The 18,246-nt window shown below is 67.6% G+C and carries 12 protein-coding genes; 1 reads left to right on the top strand and 11 read right to left on the bottom strand.

From position 1 onward, the window contains the following. Positions 1-99: 99 nt before the first annotated feature. The 4 genes from DVR07_RS03800 to DVR07_RS03785 all read right to left on the bottom strand — a co-directional run bounded on the left by DVR07_RS03800 (position 100) and on the right by DVR07_RS03785 (position 5,875). The gene (locus tag DVR07_RS03800; RefSeq protein WP_115795441.1) at positions 100-1,446 is read right to left on the bottom strand and encodes a substrate-binding protein; all 1,347 of its coding nucleotides are present in this window, start codon (positions 1,444-1,446) and stop codon (positions 100-102) included. Positions 1,447-1,583: 137 nt separating this feature from the next. Then, positions 1,584-2,909 (bottom strand): substrate-binding protein, encoded by a 1,326-nt coding sequence (locus tag DVR07_RS03795; RefSeq protein ID WP_115795440.1) that lies wholly within the window; start codon positions 2,907-2,909, stop codon positions 1,584-1,586. Positions 2,910-3,118: 209 nt separating this feature from the next. Continuing rightward, complete coding sequence (locus tag DVR07_RS03790; protein ID WP_115795439.1) at positions 3,119-3,796, bottom strand: haloacid dehalogenase type II; 678 nt, start codon at positions 3,794-3,796, stop codon at positions 3,119-3,121. Between the two features lie 459 nt (positions 3,797-4,255). Beyond that, on the bottom strand, positions 4,256-5,875 hold the full coding sequence (locus DVR07_RS03785; protein ID WP_115795438.1) for a long-chain-fatty-acid--CoA ligase: 1,620 nt from the start codon (positions 5,873-5,875) through the stop codon (positions 4,256-4,258). Between the two features lie 171 nt (positions 5,876-6,046). Here DVR07_RS03785 and DVR07_RS03780 point away from each other — a divergent pair, with 171 nt between their 5' ends. Next, on the top strand, positions 6,047-6,346 hold the full coding sequence (locus DVR07_RS03780) for a hypothetical protein (RefSeq protein WP_115795437.1): 300 nt from the start codon (positions 6,047-6,049) through the stop codon (positions 6,344-6,346). 39 nt (positions 6,347-6,385) lie between these two features. Here the strand turns inward: DVR07_RS03780 and acs are convergent, their stop codons facing one another. From acs to nuoL, 7 genes are all read right to left on the bottom strand, one after another. After that, positions 6,386-8,377 carry an acetate--CoA ligase gene (gene acs, locus DVR07_RS03775; protein ID WP_115795436.1) on the bottom strand — a complete coding sequence of 664 codons (1,992 nt, stop codon included), beginning with the start codon at positions 8,375-8,377 and terminating at the stop codon, positions 6,386-6,388. 302 nt (positions 8,378-8,679) lie between these two features. Then, positions 8,680-10,380 carry an acyl-CoA mutase large subunit family protein gene (locus tag DVR07_RS03770; protein WP_115795435.1) on the bottom strand — a complete coding sequence of 567 codons (1,701 nt, stop codon included), beginning with the start codon at positions 10,378-10,380 and terminating at the stop codon, positions 8,680-8,682. 167 nt (positions 10,381-10,547) lie between these two features. Continuing rightward, positions 10,548-11,390 (bottom strand): CBS pair associated ParBc domain-containing protein, encoded by an 843-nt coding sequence (locus DVR07_RS03765; RefSeq protein WP_115795434.1) that lies wholly within the window; start codon positions 11,388-11,390, stop codon positions 10,548-10,550. 133 nt (positions 11,391-11,523) lie between these two features. Continuing rightward, the gene (locus DVR07_RS03760; protein ID WP_115795433.1) at positions 11,524-13,011 is read right to left on the bottom strand and encodes a DHH family phosphoesterase; all 1,488 of its coding nucleotides are present in this window, start codon (positions 13,009-13,011) and stop codon (positions 11,524-11,526) included. 158 nt (positions 13,012-13,169) lie between these two features. After that, positions 13,170-14,663, bottom strand: coding sequence for an NADH-quinone oxidoreductase subunit N (locus tag DVR07_RS03755; RefSeq protein ID WP_115795432.1), 1,494 nt, complete (start codon positions 14,661-14,663; stop codon positions 13,170-13,172). Further along, positions 14,664-16,193: a complex I subunit 4 family protein gene (locus DVR07_RS03750; protein WP_115795431.1), complete on the bottom strand. Its 1,530-nt coding sequence runs from the start codon at positions 16,191-16,193 to the stop codon at positions 14,664-14,666. Then, the gene (gene nuoL, locus DVR07_RS03745) at positions 16,194-18,245 is read right to left on the bottom strand and encodes an NADH-quinone oxidoreductase subunit L (RefSeq protein ID WP_115795430.1); all 2,052 of its coding nucleotides are present in this window, start codon (positions 18,243-18,245) and stop codon (positions 16,194-16,196) included. It lies immediately after the preceding gene. Position 18,246: the final 1 nt, after the last annotated feature.

Here is an 18,246-nt window from a genome sequence, read left to right as displayed (position 1 = left end):
CTCCGTCCTTCGTCACTGCGCGTGTCCATGTATAAGTCTACCATGTGTTTGGTATCCTCTATCTACAATAAACGTTGGTGAATAACTGCGGCGAGCGCGCTATTCGTACGAACCGAGTTCGCACTCTCCGGCCGGCCCTTCGTCGCAACCGTAGCCGAGTTCGCTCCGCGAGGTGAGGTTGACCAGGTCGAAGAACTGCCCCGAGCCCTGCTCGGACCCCGGGAGGCCCTTGACGACCGGGACCGCGCGCTGGGCCTGGTGGTCGCACTTGCGCATCGTCTCCTTGCCCATCCCGAGGTTGTTGTAGCTCCGACCCTCGAGCTGCTTGATGATCTCCGGCGGGTAGAACGTCCCCGCCCGCTCGGCCGCCGCGGCCCACTGGAGGGTCTGGGCGTACGCCAGCTGGGCCGGCCCCGACGGGACCCGACCGCTGTACTCGTCGCCGAACGCCTTGGTGAAGCTGTTCGACGGCTCGTTGTCGATCTGGGCGTCCCACGCGACCGTGCCGTAGATACCCTCGATGGCGCCGCCGGCGGCCTGGGCCATCGGCCGGTTGTACAGCGGCATCACGATCTCCATGTCCTCGTCGAGCCCCATGTCGATGGCCCCGCCCAGCGAGTTCGCGCCGTCGAGCCCGTAGTGGTTGAGGAAGATGGCGTCGGCACCCGAGTTCCGGGCCTCCGAGAGGTACGACTGGTAGTCCTTGGTACCCAGCGGCGTGGGCACGCTGTCGACCTCCGACCAGCCGGCCTCCTCGAAGAACTTCTTCATCGAGGCCTGCTGGGTCTTCCCCCAGCTGTAGTCGGCGTACAGCTGGTAGAACTCGAGGTCGTCGCCGTACTCCTCGGTGACGACCGGCGCGAGCGCCTGGCCGGTCATGTAGGCGTTGAACATCTCCCGGAAGCCGTACCGGACGCAGTTCTTGCCCGTGGTGTCGTTCGAGTGGGTCAGGCACGCCATGAACATGACCTTCTCCTGCTGGCACAGCTCCTGGACCGCGATGGCGACCGCGCTCGACGACCCGCCGGAGACCATCTGGACGTTGTCACGCTGGATCATCCGGCGGGCGGACTGCCGGGCGGTGTCGGCGTCGGTCGCGGTGTCGCCGGTCACGTAGTCGACCGTCTTGCCGAGCACGCCGTCGGCCGAGAGGTCGCTCCAGCCGTCGACCCAGCCGCCGCCGTTGTTCAGGTGCTTCACGGCGAGCTTGTACGCCCGGAGCTCGTCCTTCCCCTCCGAGGAGTAGGGACCAGACTGCGGGACGTTGAACCCCAGCATCACCGTGTCGCCCTCGACGGGGTAGTTCCCCAGCGCGGGGTAGTCTTCCGATCCGCCGCCTCCGCCACCGCCGAGGCATCCCGCGATCGAAGCGATACTCGCCGCGCCCGTCGCGCTCGCTGCCTTCACGACATCGCGTCGCGTAGGGCCACCGTTAGCTTGTGGCATGGTGTCTGCAAGCAACCCTTGCGTAATAATTGTTACTGTTATATAATTGGGAACAGCGGCGTGTTCCCGCGAATATTGCCAGAACTGTCCGGCCGATGTCGTGTTCGCCCCGAAAAATGTGGTTCGGACCGGTCGGACTACTCGTAGGGGCCCAGGTCGCACTCCGCGGCGGGCCCTTCGTCGCAGCCGTACCCGAGCTGGTCGGCCGGCGTGAGGTTGACGATCTCGAAGAACTGCCCCTGCTGCTGTTCGCTCTGGGGCAGCCCCTTGACGACCGGCACCGCGCGCTGAGCCTGGTGGTCGCACTTACGCATCGTCTCCTGCCCCATGCCGAAGTTGTTGTACTGGTACCCTTCCAGTTGCTTGATGACTTCCGGCGGGTAGAAGGTGCCCGCCCGCTCGACCGCCGCGGCGTACTGGAGCGTCTGGGCGTACGCGAGCTGGGCCGGTCCCGACGGGATGCGCTCGTACTTCTCCCGGAACGTCTGCGTGAAGTCGTTCGAGGGCTGGTTGTCGATCTGGGAGTCCCAGGCGACGGTCCCGAAGATGCCCCCGATGGCGCCGCCGGCGGCCTGGGCCATCGGCCGGTTGTACAGCGGCACGACGATCTCCATGTCCTCGTCGAGCCCCATGTCGATCGCCTGACTCAGCGAGTTCGCGCCGTCGAGCCCGTAGTGGTTGAGGAACAACACGTCGGTCCGCTGCCGGGGCACCTGCGAGAGGTACGACGAGAAGTCCTTCGTCCCGAGCGGCGTGGCCACGCTCTGTATCTCGTTCCAGCCCGCCTCGGAGAAGAACTGGCTCATCGAGGCCTGCTGGGTCTGGCCCCAGCTGTAGTCAGCGTACAGCTGGTAGAAGTTGTTGTTCTGGCCGTACTCGTTCGTCACCGGCGGCACCAGCGCCTGCGCCGTCATGTAGGCGTTGAACATCTCCCGGAAGGAGTACCGGACGCAGTTCGAGCCCGTGGTCTCGTTCGAGTGGGTCAGACAGCACTGGTACTGGACCCGCTCGCGCTGGCACAGCTCCTGGATGGCGATGGCGACCGCGCTCGAGGACCCGCCCGAGAGCATGATCGCCTGGTCGCGCTGGATCATCCGGCGCGCGGTCTGGCGGGCCGTGTCGGCGTCGGTCGCGGTGTCGCCGCTCACGAACTCGATCTGCTGGTCCAGCACGCCGTTCCCAGAGAGGCCGTCCCAGCTGTCGACCCAGCCGCCACCGTTGTTCAGGTGTTCGACGGCCAACTCGTACGCCCGGAGCTCGTCCTGTCCCTCCGAGGAGTACGGTCCCGACTGGGGCACCGTGAACCCGAACGTCGGGTTGCCCTGAATCGGGTAGTTCCCAATCGGCGGATACTCCTGTGCGCTCGCGCTTCCGGCGACCCCGGCGACCCCCGCGATACCGGTCGCTCCGGCCATCTTGACGACGTCTCTCCGCGTCACATCAGTGTCATTTCCCCGTGACATCGTATCACAGGACTACAACATCATTAATAATTATACGGGAAGATTCCGCCGCCGCAGATGTAAAATATCGCGGACGTCGGGGCTTGGACGAGCGGAAACGCCGGATTGGGGTCAGTTTTCCGCGAGCCGCCCATCGATAATTCTTCCAATACGTTCCGGCCGGTCGGTCGGGGTCGGGCTGGCGGCCGGAAGTGAGCGCCGGCCGACAGCTACAGCGACTCGGCGAGGTCGGCGAGCGACTCGACTGTCAGGTCGGCCTCGCCGCCGATGCGTTCGGCGGGTTCGCGGGCGCGGTTCACCCACGCGGTCGACATGCCGGCCTGCGATGCACCGGCGACGTCCCACGCGTTCGAGGAGACGAGTCGGCAGTCGCCCAGCGACCGGTCGAGCCGGTCGGCGGCGTTCTCGTACACCGCGGGGTCGGGCTTGAACGTCCCGACCTCGTGAGCGCTGACGACGTCGTCGAGGTGGGTCGTCAGTCCCGCGTTCTCCGCGAGCGTCTCCAGCATCTCGGGGTTACCGTTCGAGAGCACGACGACGGTCGCGCCGGCCTCGCCGAGTCGCTCCAGCGCACCGACGGCGTCGAGGTACGGGTCGAGGTGCTCGTAGGCGCCGATGATTCGCTCCTGGGCCGCCCGGTCGACCGGGAGACCGTGGAACTCCAGCGCGTACTCGAGCGCCCGTTCGGTCACCTCCCAGAACGTCCGGTAGTCGTCCATCAGCGCCGACTCGGTGGCGTACTGGAGCTGCTTCTGGCGCCACAGCTCGTCGACGTTCGCCACCACCTTGTCGGTCAGGTCGAGCTCCTCGCCGAGCGTCTCGGTGACACTGCTCGTGTCGCAGAGCGTCCCGTACATGTCGAAGCAGAGCGCCTCTTCTTCGGGCATTGGTATCAGGTAGCTCGATTCGAGGCGTCTTGGGTCTTGGGCTCTCGGAGGAAGGTGGACGTGGAGTTTAGAATTACTAATCGTTCTTGGGTAAAACAGGACTAGCTACGGCGCGCGCTGGCGCGAGTTCATCTCGCGCCCTCATTGCGCGAGGGATGAGCGAACGAAGTGAGCGAATCGGCTGGGGAGGGACGTGGTGCCGTGCGGTCTGCGGTGGGGTGGATGAAAGGGGCTGCCCGCTCGCGTGCAATTCAGTCGCCTCTGCGGGCCACTATTCGCGGCTGGCGGTGCAGAGAGCCGCGAATATCTCGCAGAGCGACCGCGAGCGGGCGGGGGCTTTCGAGGAGGTCTCCGTTCGGAGGTTGTTGTGTGTTCCTGCGAGTCAACAGTCGCATACCAGTCAATCGGGACTACCTGCGAAGAATCGAGAGAAACAGAGTCGGCCTAGAGCCTTCCGACCTACCCCTCGCCGACCATTCGGTCCTCGTCGTCCCACTCCCGCTCGCGGAGCTCGTACTTCTGAATCTTCCCGGTGGCGGTCGAGGGCAGTTCCGCGACGAACTCCACGCGCTTGACCGCCTTGTAGGAGGCCATGTGCTCCTTCGTGAACTCCCGGATCTCCTGTTCGGTCACGCCCGGGTCCTCGGGGTCGCCCGACGCCGGGACGACGAACGCCTTGGGCTCCTCGCCCCACCGCTCGCTCGGGGCCGGGATGACCGCGACGTCGCTCACGTCGTCGTGGTCGAACAGCGTGTCCTCGATCTCGATGCTAGAGATGTTCTCGCCGCCCGAGACGATGATGTCCTTCTTCCGGTCCTTGATGGCTACCATGCCGTGCTCGTCGACGCTCGCGAGGTCGCCGGTGTGGAACCAGCCCTCGCGCTTCTCGTTGAACGCCTCCTCGGTCGCCTCGGGCTTCTCCCAGTAGCCCTCCATCACCTGGTTGCCCCGGACCACGATCTCGCCGATGGTCGAGTCGTCGCGGGGGACGTCCGCGCCGTCGTCGTCGACGACCGCGACCTCGGTGCCGAGCACGCCCATCCCCTGGCGCTTCTTGAGCGCGAACCGGCCGTCGTCGTCGGCGTCGAGCAGCCGGCGGGCGTCCGACATGGTGATGAGCGGCCCGGTCTCGGTCAGGCCGTAGAGGTGCTTGAGGTACCAGCCGAACTCGTCCTCGACCGCGCGGATGGTCGCCTCGGGCGGCGCCGACCCCGCGGTGGTCACCCGGACGTCGCTGTCGCCGGTCATCTCGGGCTCGCCGTTCTCCTCGTAGTAGTCGATGAGCATGTTGAGCACGGTCGGCGCGCCGCAGAGGAACGAGACGTCCTCGGACCGCACCGTCTCGACGATGTCGGCCGCGTCGACGCCGCGCGTGCAGACGTGCGTGGCGCCCATCCCGGTGACGGCGTAGATGTGACCCCAGCCGTTGACGTGGAACATCGGCAGGGTCCAGAGGTAGACGTCGTCGTCGTAGATCTCCTGGTGGACCGAGAGCACGTAGGCGTGGAGCGTCTCGGTCCGGTGGGTCCGCATCACGCCCTTCGGGTCGCCCGTTGTGCCGGAGGTGTAGTTGATGGTGACGACCTCGTCCTCGGACATCTCGGGCCGGGTGAACCCGTCGGGGTCGGCGTCGGCGACCACCGCGTCGAACTCCTCCCAGTCGCCCTCGGTCGCCTCGGCGTCGTTGCTGACGAAGACCTCGGTGGGCACCTCGTCGCGGACGGCCTCGATCTTCTCGGCGTACTCGTAGTCGGCGACGACCGCGTCCACGCCGGCGTCGTTCAGGATGTACTCGTAGTCGTCGGGCGTGAGCCGGTAGTTCAGTGGGGTGTGGACCGCGCCGAGCTGGAAGGCGGCGTACGCGGCTTCGAGTTGGTAGTGGGTGTTGGGGTCGAGCACCGCGACCCGGTCGCCCTTCTCGATGCCCCGGTCGGCCAGCGCGGCCGCGAGCCGGTCGACCCGGTCGCCGAACTCGTCGTAGGTGTAGCGCTCGCCGGTCGTGGCGACGACCGCCTCCTGGTCGCCGTAGTGGGTCCGGGCTCTGTCGAGGAAGTCGGTCACGAGCAGCGGTTTGTGCATGGTAGAAAAATAACCAACTTTCAAGATATAAATTCCGGTGTCGGTAAGTAACTCGGCGGACGGAACCGCCGTGCGCCGGTCGCCGATAAGAGATAGATAGCTAACTGTTCCGGAACGGTCGGGTGGGCCGACGCCCACCAGCTATTCCCCGCCGAACGCCGACCATCCGCCATGAGCATCAAGCAGTCGATGCGCGACATCGACCGTGCGGTCGAGGACGTCATCGGGAGCCACGAGCGCTACGAGGCCGACAAGGAGGGTCGGTCCCAGCGCCGGGCCTACGAGAAGTCCATCGGGGAAGTTTCAGAACTGGCGGGCAAGACCGAGGCCGAGCGACTGGCGACGTGGATCGAGACCACGATTCGCGACGAGGAGGATTTGCCGTCGAGCAAGCGAGTTCGGAAGCAGGGCGCGAAGATCTGCCGGGACGCCGGACACTCGGTCTCCACGAACGACTGGCTCGGTTCCTGAGGACGAGCGTGGGAGTGGGAGAACTGGCGGTGTGGTCGCTCAGTCGCCTGCGACCTTCCGCTGGATGTCCTCGACCACGTCGGGGTTGCGCAGGGTGGAGGTGTTGCCGAGTTCGTCGCCGTTGGCGATGTCCTCGAGCAGTCGGCGCATGATCTTCCCGGAGCGGGTCTTCGGGAGCTCCGGCGTGAAGACGACTGCCTCGGGCCGCGCGATCGGCCCGATGGCGTCCTCGACGCCCTCGACGATGCGGTCGCGCATCTCGTCGTCGCCCTCGTAGCCGTCCTCCGTGATGACGTACGCGTAGACTGCTTCGCCTTTCACGTCGTGTTCACCGCCGACGACGGCGGCCTCGGCGACGCCCTCGACGCCGACGATAGCGCTCTCGATCTCCATCGTCCCGAGGCGATGGCCCGAAACGTTGAGGACGTCGTCGACCCGGCCCAGCACCGTGATGTAGCCGTCGTCGTCGATCTTGGCGCCGTCCTCGGGGAAGTACACCCAGTCGTCGGGATCGTCGCTGTCCGTATCCGAGTACTCCGCCCAGTACTCGTCGATGTAGCGCTCGTCGTTCTTGTAGAGGGTCCGGAGCATCCCCGGCCACGGCTTCTGGACCGTGAGGTAGCCCGCTTGCCCGGCCTCCACCTCGTCGCCGTTCGCGTCGATGACCTGCGCGTCGACGCCGGGCAGCGGCGGGCCCGCGGAGCCTGGCTTCATCGTCTTGACACCGGGCAGGGTGGTGACCATCATGCCGCCGGTCTCGGTCTGCCACCAGGTGTCCACGATGGGACACTCCTCGTTCCCGATGTTGGTGTAGTACCACTTCCAGGCGCGGGGGTTGATGGGCTCGCCGACCGTCCCGAGCAGCCGGAGGCTCGAGAGGTCGTGGCGGTCGGGGAAGTCGCTGCCCCACTTCATGAACGCCCGGATGGCCGTGGGCGCGGTGTAGAGCTGGTTCACCTCGTAGTCCTCGATGATCTCCCACAGCCGGTCGCGGTCGGGGTGGTCCGGCGTGCCCTCGTACATCACCGAGGTGGTGCCGAGCGCGAGGGGTCCGTAGACGATGTAGGAGTGGCCGGTGATCCAGCCGATGTCGGCCGAGCAGAAGTACGTGTCATCGGGCTTGACGTCCAGCACCGCCTGGGAGGTCCAGGCGGTCCAGGCGAGGTAGCCCCCGGTGGTGTGCTTGACGCCCTTGGGTTGGCCCGTCGTCCCCGAGGTGTACATCAGGAACAGCATGTCCTCGGCGTCCCGCGACACCGGCTCGACCTCCGCGCCCTCCTGCTCGGCCACGAGGTCGGCGTAGTAGTGCTCGCCGTCCTCGAGGTCGTAGCCGTGGCCGTGCTCGGCGAGGCGGTCGACGACCACCACGTCGCTCACCTCGTGGCTCACGCCGCCGAGCCCCTCGCGGGTCTTCTCGAAGTGGTCGAGGGGGTCGCCCCGCCGGAAGTAGCCGTTGGCGGTGACGAGGTACTCCGAGTCCGCGCTCTCCATCCGGGTTGCGAGGGCGTCGGCGGAGAAGCCCGCGAAGACCACCGAGTGGGGTGCCCCGATGCGAGCGCACGCCAGCATGGCGATTGGAAGCTCGGGGATCATCGGCATGTACATGGTGACGACGTCGTCCTCGCCGACGCCCATATCCCGGAGCGCGGCTGCGAATTCGTTTACCTCGCGGTGCAGTTCCTCGTAGGTGTAGGTCCGGTTCTCCTCGTCGGTGGGTTCGCCGATCCACTCGATGGCGGCCTCGTCGCCCCGCTCGTCCAGATGCCTGTCCAGGCAGTTCGCCGAAGCGTTGAGTTCGCCGCCGGTGAACCACTCGTAGAACGGCGGGTTCGAGTCGTCCAGCACCGTGTCGTACTCGGTCTCCCAGTCGAGGAGCTCGGCCGCCCGCTCCCAGCACCCGGGCCAGTTCTCCTCGAACTCCTCGTAGACGGAGTCGTCGGAGACGTTCGCCTGGGCGACGAACTCCTCGGGCGGCTCGAACTCGTCCTGCTCTTCGAGCCGCGCTTCGAGTTCGGCGGTATCTTCTGACATGGGTACGTCGTATTACTCATTAAGGAGAGCAATAAAGGTTGGCGCGCGTTAGCACGCCTGATTCGAGGGAAAGCCGCGTGTTCCCGACCGCAGGCGGCGGGAAACGCCGGATTAAGCCCGGCTTTCCGCGTCGAATCGCACCCGTCTCAGGTCAGCGCGTCGACCTCGTCGGTGAGATCGGCGGGTTCGTCCACGGGGCCGTTGACGAACAGGCCGTGGGCGATAAATAGGGCCGCGAAGGTGGTACGCGAGACGCTGGAATCCGGCCCGAGAATCGCAGGCGGCTTCGAGGGCTCGCGGCCTCAGGCGACGCTGACGGTCTCCTGGTAGCTCCCGTACTCGGCCTCGAACACCTGCATGATCTCGCCCATCGTGGCGTAGGCCTTCACGGCGTCGACGATGGCGGGCATCACGTTCTCGTCGCTCTGGATGGCGTCGTCCAGGTCGTCGAGCGCGGCCTCGACCGCGGCGTCGTCGCGCTCGGCCTTGACCTGGGCGAGGCGCTCGAGCTGGCGCTCCTGGACGTCCTCGTCGACCGTGAGGATGTCGGGGCGGGTGTCCTCCTCGATCTCGTACTTGTTGACGCCGACGACCGTCTCCTCGCCCTCCTCGACGCGCTCCTGGTACTCGTAGGAGGCGTCCTGGATCTCGCGGTGGAAGTACCCCTGCTCGATGCCCGCGAGCACGCCGTCGCGGACCGAGCCGTCGCCCATCTCCTTTATCTCCTCGATGTAGGCCATCGCCTTCTCCTCGGTCTCGTCGGTCAGGCTCTCGACCGCGAACGACCCGCCCAGCGGGTCGGCGATGTCGGCCGCGCCCGACTCGTCGGCGATGATCTGCTGGGTCCGGAGCGCGACCCGGACCGCCTCCTCGGAGGGCAGCGCCAGCGCCTCGTCGAAGCTGTTGGTGTGGAGGCTCTGGGTGCCGCCGAGCACGCCCGCGAGCGCCTGGATGGTCACCCGGACCACGTTGTTGAGCGGCTGCTGGGCCGTGAGGCTCTGGCCGGCGGTCTGGGTGTGGAACTTGAGCTGCTTGCTGGCCTCGGCCTCGGCGCCGTACCACTCGTCCATGACGTTCGCGTAGATACGGCGGGCCGCGCGGAACTTCGCGACCTCCTCGAAGATGGAGTTGTGCGAGTTGAAGAAGAACGAGAGCTGGGGGGCGAACTCGTCGACGTCGAGCCCGCGGTCCATCGCGTCCTCGACGTAGGCGAAGCCGTCCGCCAGGGTGAACGCCAATTCCTGGATCGCGGTCGACCCGGCCTCGCGGATGTGGTAGCCCGAGATGGAGACCGGCTTTATCTTCGGAGTCTCCTCGACCGCGAACTCGACGGTGTCGGTCACGATGTCGAGGCTGGGCTCCGGCGGGATCACCCACTCCTTCTGGGCGATGAACTCCTTGAGCATGTCGTTCTGGAGGGTACCCCGGATCTCGTCGCGGGGAACCCCCTGCTGGTCGGCCAGCGCGATGTACATCGCGTAGATGACCGGCGCGGAGGGGTTGATGGTGAACGAGGTCGAGACCTCTCCGAGGTCGATGCCGTCGAACAGGATCTCCATGTCCCGGAGCGTGTCGACCGCGACGCCCTCCTTGCCGACCTCGCCGTCAGAGAGGGGGTCGTCGCTGTCCTTGCCCATCAGGCTGGGCATGTCGAACGCGGTCGACAGGCCGGTCTGGCCCTCGTCGATGAGGTAGTGGAACCGCTCGTTGGTCTCCTCGGCGGTGCCGAACCCCGCGAACTGGCGCATCGTCCAGGTCCGTCCGCGGTACATCGTCGGGTAGACCCCGCGGGTGTAGGGGTCCTCACCGGGAAAGCCCAGGTCCTCCTCGTAGTCGAGGTCGGCGACGTCCTCGGGGGTGTAGAGCCGGTCGACTTCGAGGTTCGAGACCGTGGCGAACCTGTCCCGTCGCTCGCCGTAGGCGTCGAGGACCGGGTCGAGGGTCTCCTCCTCCCACTCCTCCTTGGCGTCGCGTATCTCCGCGAGGTCGTCGTCGTCGAACATACCCGTAATAATTGCCGGACAGTCCATTAAGATTCCGCACCACCGTCGGCCTCGTCGGGGTCGTCCGGTGTCCCCGGTCTGCGCCGCGGGTCGCTCCTCGAAAATGCCAGGCTGCGAGGGCGGCCGTCGATATCGCTCGCCGACGGCGACGAGGAGCGGCCCTTCGGTCACTGCAGACGCTTGGTAGTCTCGACCAGCGGGTGGCGGGCGTAGTCGACCACCTGGACGTCGTCGAGCGACTCCAGCCCCTCCTTCTCGGCGGTCTTGGCCATCCCGAGGTCGACGTCGTCGTCCACAAGGATGACGTAGGCGTCCATCTCGTCGACGTCGAGTCGGTCGGCCGCCATCACCCGGTGGTGGCCGTCGGCGAGCAGCAGTTCGCGCTCGCCGTCGCCCGAAACGCCGCCCTCGGGAGCGCTGTCGATGACCACCAGCGGTTCGGCCAGGCCCCGCTCGAGCTCGTAGGTCCGCCCCTCGAGCTCGTCGGCGTACACCTTCCCCTGGGTCGGGGTCAGGTCGGCGAGTGGGACCTCCCGGCGGGTCTGCTCGACCTTCGTGTCGTGGATGGACTCGAGGGTCCGCATCAGCTTGCCGACCTTCTCGGGGGTCGCGCGCTCGATCTGCGAGCGGATGAAGTCGGTGTTCGAGATGATGCCCACGAGGTTGCCCGCGTCGTCGACCACCGGGAGCTTCTGGATGCCCGACCGGAGGATGACCCGGGCGGCGTCGTTGACGTCCATGTCGGGGTGGGCCACGATGAGGTCCTTGCTCATCACCTTGAAGATGGGCTCCTGGTCGTCGGCGAGCAGGAGGTCCCTGGCGTTGACGAACCCCTCGACCCGCCGGCCGTCGCAGACCGGGTAGCCGTTGTGTTCGTCGCTCTCGACGATGCGACGCGCGACCTCCTCGACGGTGGCGTCGGGCGACACCGTCGCCACCTCGCGGGTCATGTAGTCCTTGACCGTCGGCTTCCCGTCGGCGGTCCCGCCGTCGGCTGCCGCCACGTCCATGCCTACTTCCAGGCGGCCGCGGGTCAAAAAGGCTTCCCGCCCGGCGGGAGTCGGCCGACCATCGCGGACCCCGTCGGCGAGCGGCCCGACTGGCCCGGCGGGACGCCGCCGCATCAGGCGGGACGCCGCCGGCTCAGTTCTCGGGCTCGACCACGGTGGCGTCGAAGCTCACGTCGCCGCCGTGGGCGTACTCGCCGCCGCTCTCGGGGGTCGACTGGATGGTCTCGAAGAAGCGGTCGGTGATGACGTCGCTGACGACGCTGGCCAGCGAGGCCTCCTCCTCCTGCTCGACCGTGCCGAGCAGTCCGAGCGAGATCTGTGCGCCCGCCATGTCGGCGTGGCCGCCCGCGCTGCCGATCTGGCCGAACGCGGCCCGCATCGTCTCGCCGAGGTCGATGTCGGTCCCGCGGGCGCGCGCGGAGACGTACACCGTCCCGTCCCGGAAGCCGTACACCAGCGTCGTGGTGATGTCCTCCATGTCGAGCAGTTGGTCGGCCGCCTGCGCGAGGGCGTCGCGGTCGGCCAGCTTCCCGACGCAGGTCGCCAGCACCGGGCCCTCGACCCGGCGGTTCCGGATGGCCCGGGCCATGGTCTCGTACGTGTCGGCGCTCACCGACGGGCTCTCGACGCGCTCCAGCAGCCCCACGTCGGCGTGGGGCAGCAGGTAGGCGGCGGCCTCGAAGTCGGCGGTCGAGACCTCCCGCGAGAAGTCCTTGGTGTCGACCCGGATGCCGTACAGCAGCCCCGTCGCCACCGCCTCGTCGAGTTCGATGCCGAGTCGCTGGACGTGCTCGGCCAGCAGCGTGGAGGTCGCGCCCACGTCGCTCCGGAGGTCGACGAACGCCGCCTCGGGGGCCTCCTTCGGCGGGTGGTGGTCGACGACGATGTCGACCGCGGTGTCGGGCGGAAGCTGGTCGTTGATGCCGGGCCGGGAGTGGTCGACCAGCGCGATGCCGCCGAACTCGTCGGGGTCGAACTCCTCCGGTTCCAGGTTCCGGAGGTCCAGTTCGAGCAGATTGACGAACGCCCGGTTCTCCTGGTGGGAGATGTCGCCGAAGTAGCAGGGTTCGGCCTCGACGCCGACCTGCTCGGCGATGCGACACAGCGCCACCGCGCTGGCGATGGCGTCGGGGTCGGGGTTGTCGTGCATGAAGACGCCGAGTTTACCGTCGATCCCCCGGAGCGTCCGCCGGAGTAGCGCCGTCCGGACGGCGTACTCGCCGAGCGCGACCGCCAGCACCTGGCTCGCGATGGCCGCGGTCGGGTCGACGACGTGGTCGGCCACTGACGCGATGGCCCCCCGCTGGTCGTCGTCACACCCCTCGCCGAGGAACCCGACGACGTAGGCGTCGGGGAACGACTCGACCGCGAGTTCGGCCGCGCGGCGATTGACCTCGGGGTCGGGATCGGCCACGACCACCATTTCGGCGGTGCTGGCGCTCCCTCGCACCGTCTCCGGGTCCGTCGGGTCGCCGAGGGTGGCCGAGACGCCCTCCTCGCGGAGCGCGTCGATGCGGTTCTCGGCGTCGTCGATGACTAACAGGCTCCCCGGTTCGTCGGCTATCGCCTCCACGAGGTTCTGTCCGACGGTTCCACACCCCAGAATCAACCGGGAAACCATCCTACACCGCGCTTCCCGTTGCGCGGCCTAAAGTCTACCGTCTACCGTCGCGCTCCGCGGCCATCGCCGTCGGTTTCCGGACTGGAGTCGCCGGAGGCGGTCCCGCGGCTCGCGGAAACGGGACTCCTGAGAACGCGGAAAAGCGGAAGCGAGTCGCGCTACGCCACGAGCGCCGCCGCGGCGTCGGTGGCGTACTGCCAGACCGGGCCGAACCCGGGCAGGACGAGCACGGTGACGACCGCGGCCGCGACGAGCGCGGCGTAGAGGCCGGCCGGCTTCGACTCGATGTCGAAGTCGCCCGACGGCTCCTCGATCCACATCGCCTTCACGACCCGCGAGTAGTAGTACAGCGACAGCGCGCTGTTGATGGCGCCCACGGCGGCGAGCCACCAGAAGCCCGCGCCGACGGCGGCGCCGAACAGGAAGTACTTGCTCATGAAGCCGCCGCCGACCGGGAGGCCCGCGAGGTTGAACAGCAGGACAGTCATGACCGCGCACGCGAACGGCGCCTGCGTGGCCAGACCGTTGAAGTCCTCGAAGTACCGACCGACAGACCAGTACTCGGTCAGGGCGATGAACAGGAACGCGCCCGTGTTCATGAACCCGTAGACGAGCAGGTGGGCCATGCCGCCGGCCAGCACCAGCTGGTCGTCGCCGCCGGTCAGCGCCGCGAGCCCGATGAGGACGTAGCCCGCGTGCCCGATCGACGAGTACGCGAGCATCCGCTTGACCTCGTCCTGGGTCGCGGCCGCGAAGTTACCGAGGGTCATCGTCACGACCGCCAGGACCTGGGCCGCGAGGACCCAGTCGACGCCGGCGGTCGCGCCGGTCACCAGCTGGTCGACCGGGAACGCGACGGTGAACACCCGGAACGCCGCGGCGAACCCGGCGGCCTTCGAGGCCGACGAGAGGAACGCCGAGACGGGCGCGGGCGCGCCCTCGTACGCCTCGGGCGCCCAGAAGTGGAACGGCACCGAGGCGGTCTTGTACGCGAACCCGCCCAGGATCATCAGCACGCCGATGCCGAGCACGCCGGTCAGGTCAGTCCCGCCGACGCTGCTCGCGATCTCGGGCAGCAGCAGCGAGCCGGTGACGCCGTAGACGAGGCTGACGCCGTACACGAAGATGGCCGACGACAGCGCGCCGATGAGGAAGTACTTGAGTCCTGCCTCGACGCTCCCGCGGTTGCGCTTCAGGATGGCGACCAGCGCGAACGACGGCAGGCTCGAGAGCTCGAGGCTCACGAACACCACCGCGAGGCTGTTGGCGGCCGCCATCAGCGTCATGCCCGTCGCCGCCAGCAGGACCAGCGCGTAGTACTCCGCCTGGTAGGAGTGGTCGCGCATGTAGTCGTAGCTGGCGACCACGACCAGCGTGGTCACGCTGGCGAACACGAAGGCGAAGAACAGCGCCATCGTGTCGACGACCAGCGAGTTCTGGTAGAGCCGGATGGGCTCCTCGCCCGTGCCGGCCAACAGGTACCACCCGGCGAGCCCGACCGCCACCAGCGACCCGAGGGCCGCGGTGCCGGCCAGCAGCCCCCGGTCGGTCCTGTCCGGGGTGATGCTGTCGAGCACCAGCAGCAGCAGGCCGGTCACCGCGAGCGCGAGCGTCGGACCGAGCGACATCCACGTCGGAAGCTGGTACGCCATCTATACACCACCTCCGGCCGCCGGAACCAGCGGGTTGACCGCGTCCTGAATCATCGTGTAGAAGATGTTCGGGTCGACGCCCAGCAGGATGACCAGCAGGATGAGCACCACGAGCGGCGCGACGTCGTGGAACGCGGCCGGGCCGACCTCGTAGTCGGTCTCGACCTCGAACGTCCCGAACAGCGTGCGCTGCATCGCGAACAGCAGGTAGCCCGCGACCACGACGATGCCGAACATCGCGGCGGCCGTGAACCACACCGAGCCCGCGAACGCGCCGAACGAGCCGAGGAAGATGAACAGCTCCGCGGCGAAGCCGGCCATCAGCGGCAGGCCCATGTAGCCGAACGCGCCCGCGACGAGCACCGCCACGGTGATCGGCATCTTGCTCGCCAGCCCGGACATGTCCGACACCATCCGGGTGTGGGTCGTGTTGTAGATGACGCCGACCGCCATGAACATCAGCCCCGAGATGAGGCCGTGGGCGACCATCTGGAACGTCGCCCCGCCCATGCCGTACAGCGTGTAGGCCACCAGGCCGAGGATGACGTACCCCATCGACGACACCGAGGAGTACGCCACGATGCGCTTCAAGTCCGACTGAGCCAGCGCCAGCATCGCGCCGTAGATGACGCTGACGACCGCGAACAGCGCGATGATCTGGGCGTTCTGCTGGGCGACGTCCGGCAGCATCGTGAAGTTGAACCGGAGCAGTGCGTAGGTGCCCATCTTCAGCAGCACGCCGGCCAGCATGATCGAGACCGGCGTCGGCGCCTCCACGTGGGCGTCGGGCAGCCACGTGTGGAACGGGACGACCGGGACCTTCACCGCGAAGCCCGCGAACATGGCGACGAACGCCGCCGTCCGCAGGGCGTCCGCGCCGACGGGGCCCAGACTACCGAGTTCGCCCGCGCGCAGCGCCTGCGCGATGGCGGGCATGTCGAGGGTCGTCACCGAGTCGCCGAGGCCGAACACCAGCGCGATGAACCCGATGAACATCACGAGGCTGGCGATGTTCGTGTAGACGAACATCTTGATTGCGGCGTACTTCCGGCGCGGGCCGCCCCAGACGCCGATGAGCACGTACATCGGGACCAGCACCATCTCCCAGAAGACGAACCACAGGAAGAAGTCCAGCGCCGAGAAGACGCCGAGCAGGCTCGCCTCCAGGAAGAGCATCAGGCCGTAGAACTGGCTCTGACGCTCGTCGATGGGGGTCCACGACGCCAGCAGCGCCAGCGACGTGAGCACCGTGGTCAGCGCGACCAGCGGCATGCTGATGCCGTCGAGCCCGACGTGCCAGTTCAGGCCGTACGGGCCCGCAGTGACCCAGCGGAACTGGGTCTCGAAGGCCAGTTCGCTACCCGCCAGCAGGGCGTTCCCGCTGGCCTCGTAGGTGCTGTACATCCAGAGGCTCCCGGCGAGCGGGAGCAGGCTGAGCGCGAACGAGAGCTTGGCCGCCACCTTGTTCGGGGCGACGAACACCACGAGCGCGCTCGCCATCGTCACGGCGATGAGTGCTTCGATCCACATTCAGAACCAACCTCCCAAGAGACCGATGGCGACGAGCAGGACGACGAAGCTCGCCGTCAGCAGGAAGGCGTAGTTCGACACCACGCCGGTCTGGACCCGCCGGACCCGGTTGCCGCCGAACAGGCTCACGCTCGAGACGCCGTTGACCACGCCGTCGATGACGCCCTGGTCGAACTTGTCCGCGGCGCGGGCCAGCGGCAGGGTGAGCCCCTCCGCGAGCCAGACCTGGTACTCGTCCTGGTAGTAGTTGTTGTACAGCACCGTCTTCGCGCCGCCCAGCTTGTCGGTGTACTCCTGGGGCTCCGAGGCGTACAGCCAGTAGCCGAGGCCGGCGCCCGCCAGCGCGAGCGCCAGCGAGACGAGGCCCGGCAGGATCGGCGACAGGTCGGCGTGGTGGACGCCGGCCGCCTCGAGAACCTCCACGTAGTGGTGGACCGATGTGGCCGTGATGGGCCCGTCGAGCCAGGCGTGCAGGTACTCGATGTGGAGGCCGGTCAGTTCCGCGACCGGCACCATGTTGACGAGTCCGGCGACGGCGGCCAGAATCCCCAGGACCGCGAGCGGTCCCTTCACGTTCCAGCGCACGCCGTGGGGGTCGCGGGCGGTGTCCGACCGGGGTTCGCCGTGGAAGGTCAGTGCGACCATCCGGAAGGTGTAGAACCCGGTGAAGAACACCGCGAGCAGTCCCATCGCGTAGGCCGCGAGCAGGAGTTCGTTCTCCATCCCGCGGGCCAGCGCCTCGTAGAGGATCTCGTCCTTCGACCAGAAGCCCGCGAACGGGACGATGCCCGCCAGCGCGAGCGACCCCGAGAGGAACGTCCAGTAGGTCACGGGCATCCGCTCCTTCAGGCCGCCCATGTCCCACATGTCCTCGTTGTGGTGCATCGCGATGATGACCGACCCGGCGCCGAGGAACAGCAGCGCCTTGAAGAACGCGTGGGTCATCAGGTGGAAGGTCGCGGCGACGTAGCCGCCGGCGCCCAGCCCGAGCATCATGTAGCCGTACTGGGAGATGGTCGAGTACGCCAGCACCTGCTTGATCTCCTTCTTGACGACGCCCATGGTCGCGGCAAACAGGGCCGTGAAGCCGCCGACGAACGCAATGAGCGCCAGCACGTTCGGCAGCAGGGCGTAGAACCCGTAGATGCGCGCGACCAGGTAGACGCCGGCCGCGACCATCGTGGCCGCGTGGATGAGCGCCGACACGGGGGTCGGACCCTCCATGGCGTCGGGCAGCCAGGTGTGGAGCGGGAACTGGGCGGACTTGCCGACGACGCCGCCCAGGATGAGCAGCCCCAGCACCGCGAACCACGCCTGCGGGTCGAGCCCCAGGTACGTGGTTATCCCGGCGGTCTCGCCCTCGACGAGGGCCAGCTCGGCCAGGTGGGGGAACGACTGGAGCGCGTGCTCGCCGCCCTCGCCGCCCGCGACGAACATCGACGTGCCGAAGGTGGCGAAGACGCCGACCAGGCCGACGAGGAAGAAGTAGTCGCCGAACCGGGTGACGAGGAACGCCTTCTTCGCCGCGCTCGGCGGCGCGTCGTCGCGGAACCAGAAGCCGATGAGCAGCCACGAGCACAGGCCCACCAGCTCGAAGAACATGAACGCCATCAGCAGGTTGTCCGCGAAGACGAACGAGAGCATGCTCGCGGTGAACAGGCCCAGGCCGGCGTAGTACCGGGGCAGGCCCGTCTCGCCCTCGTCGTTCATGTACCCGAGGCTGAAGATGTGGACCAGGAACGCGACCAGCGAGACGATGACGAGCATCATCGCCGATAGCGGGTCGACGAGGACGCCCAGGTGCAGGTCGAACGTCGCCTCGCCGGCGCCCGCGACCCACGTGATGTACTCGTGGTAGGTCTCGCCGCCCGACACCGCGAGGAACGCCCACAGCGACAGGAGCAGCGAGCCGCCGGTCGCGATGATGCCGGGGATCGCGCCGCCCTTGGGGAGCAGCCGCGGGGCGAACGCGCCGACGAACAGCGCGATCAGGAACGATACGAACGGCAGGGCCGCGATGGCCGGAGTCAGTTCGAAGGGGAGTGCTGCCATC

Source organism: Halorussus rarus (assembly GCF_003369835.1).
Taxonomy (GTDB): Archaea; Halobacteriota; Halobacteria; order Halobacteriales; family Haladaptataceae; genus Halorussus; species Halorussus rarus.
This window is presented reverse-complemented; position numbering and strand designations above follow the sequence as displayed.

Bases quoted from the DNA above. Each gene is read 5' to 3' on its own strand.
- DVR07_RS03755 (WP_115795432.1), bottom strand. From the start codon at position 14,663: ATGGCGTACCAGCTTCCGACGTGGATGTCGCTCGGTCCGACGCTCGCG.
- acs (WP_115795436.1), bottom strand. From the start codon at position 8,377: ATGTCAGAAGATACCGCCGAACTCGAAGCGCGGCTCGAAGAGCAGGAC.
- DVR07_RS03780 (WP_115795437.1), top strand. From the start codon at position 6,047: ATGAGCATCAAGCAGTCGATGCGCGACATCGACCGTGCGGTCGAGGAC.
- nuoL (WP_115795430.1), bottom strand. From the start codon at position 18,245: ATGGCAGCACTCCCCTTCGAACTGACTCCGGCCATCGCGGCCCTGCCG.
- DVR07_RS03750 (WP_115795431.1), bottom strand. From the start codon at position 16,193: ATGTGGATCGAAGCACTCATCGCCGTGACGATGGCGAGCGCGCTCGTG.
- DVR07_RS03770 (WP_115795435.1), bottom strand. From the start codon at position 10,380: ATGTTCGACGACGACGACCTCGCGGAGATACGCGACGCCAAGGAGGAG.
- DVR07_RS03785 (WP_115795438.1), bottom strand. From the start codon at position 5,875: ATGCACAAACCGCTGCTCGTGACCGACTTCCTCGACAGAGCCCGGACC.
- DVR07_RS03795 (WP_115795440.1), bottom strand. From the start codon at position 2,909: ATGTCACGGGGAAATGACACTGATGTGACGCGGAGAGACGTCGTCAAG.
- DVR07_RS03765 (WP_115795434.1), bottom strand. From the start codon at position 11,390: ATGGACGTGGCGGCAGCCGACGGCGGGACCGCCGACGGGAAGCCGACG.
- DVR07_RS03790 (WP_115795439.1), bottom strand. From the start codon at position 3,796: ATGCCCGAAGAAGAGGCGCTCTGCTTCGACATGTACGGGACGCTCTGC.
- DVR07_RS03800 (WP_115795441.1), bottom strand. From the start codon at position 1,446: ATGCCACAAGCTAACGGTGGCCCTACGCGACGCGATGTCGTGAAGGCA.
- DVR07_RS03760 (WP_115795433.1), bottom strand. From the start codon at position 13,011: ATGGTTTCCCGGTTGATTCTGGGGTGTGGAACCGTCGGACAGAACCTC.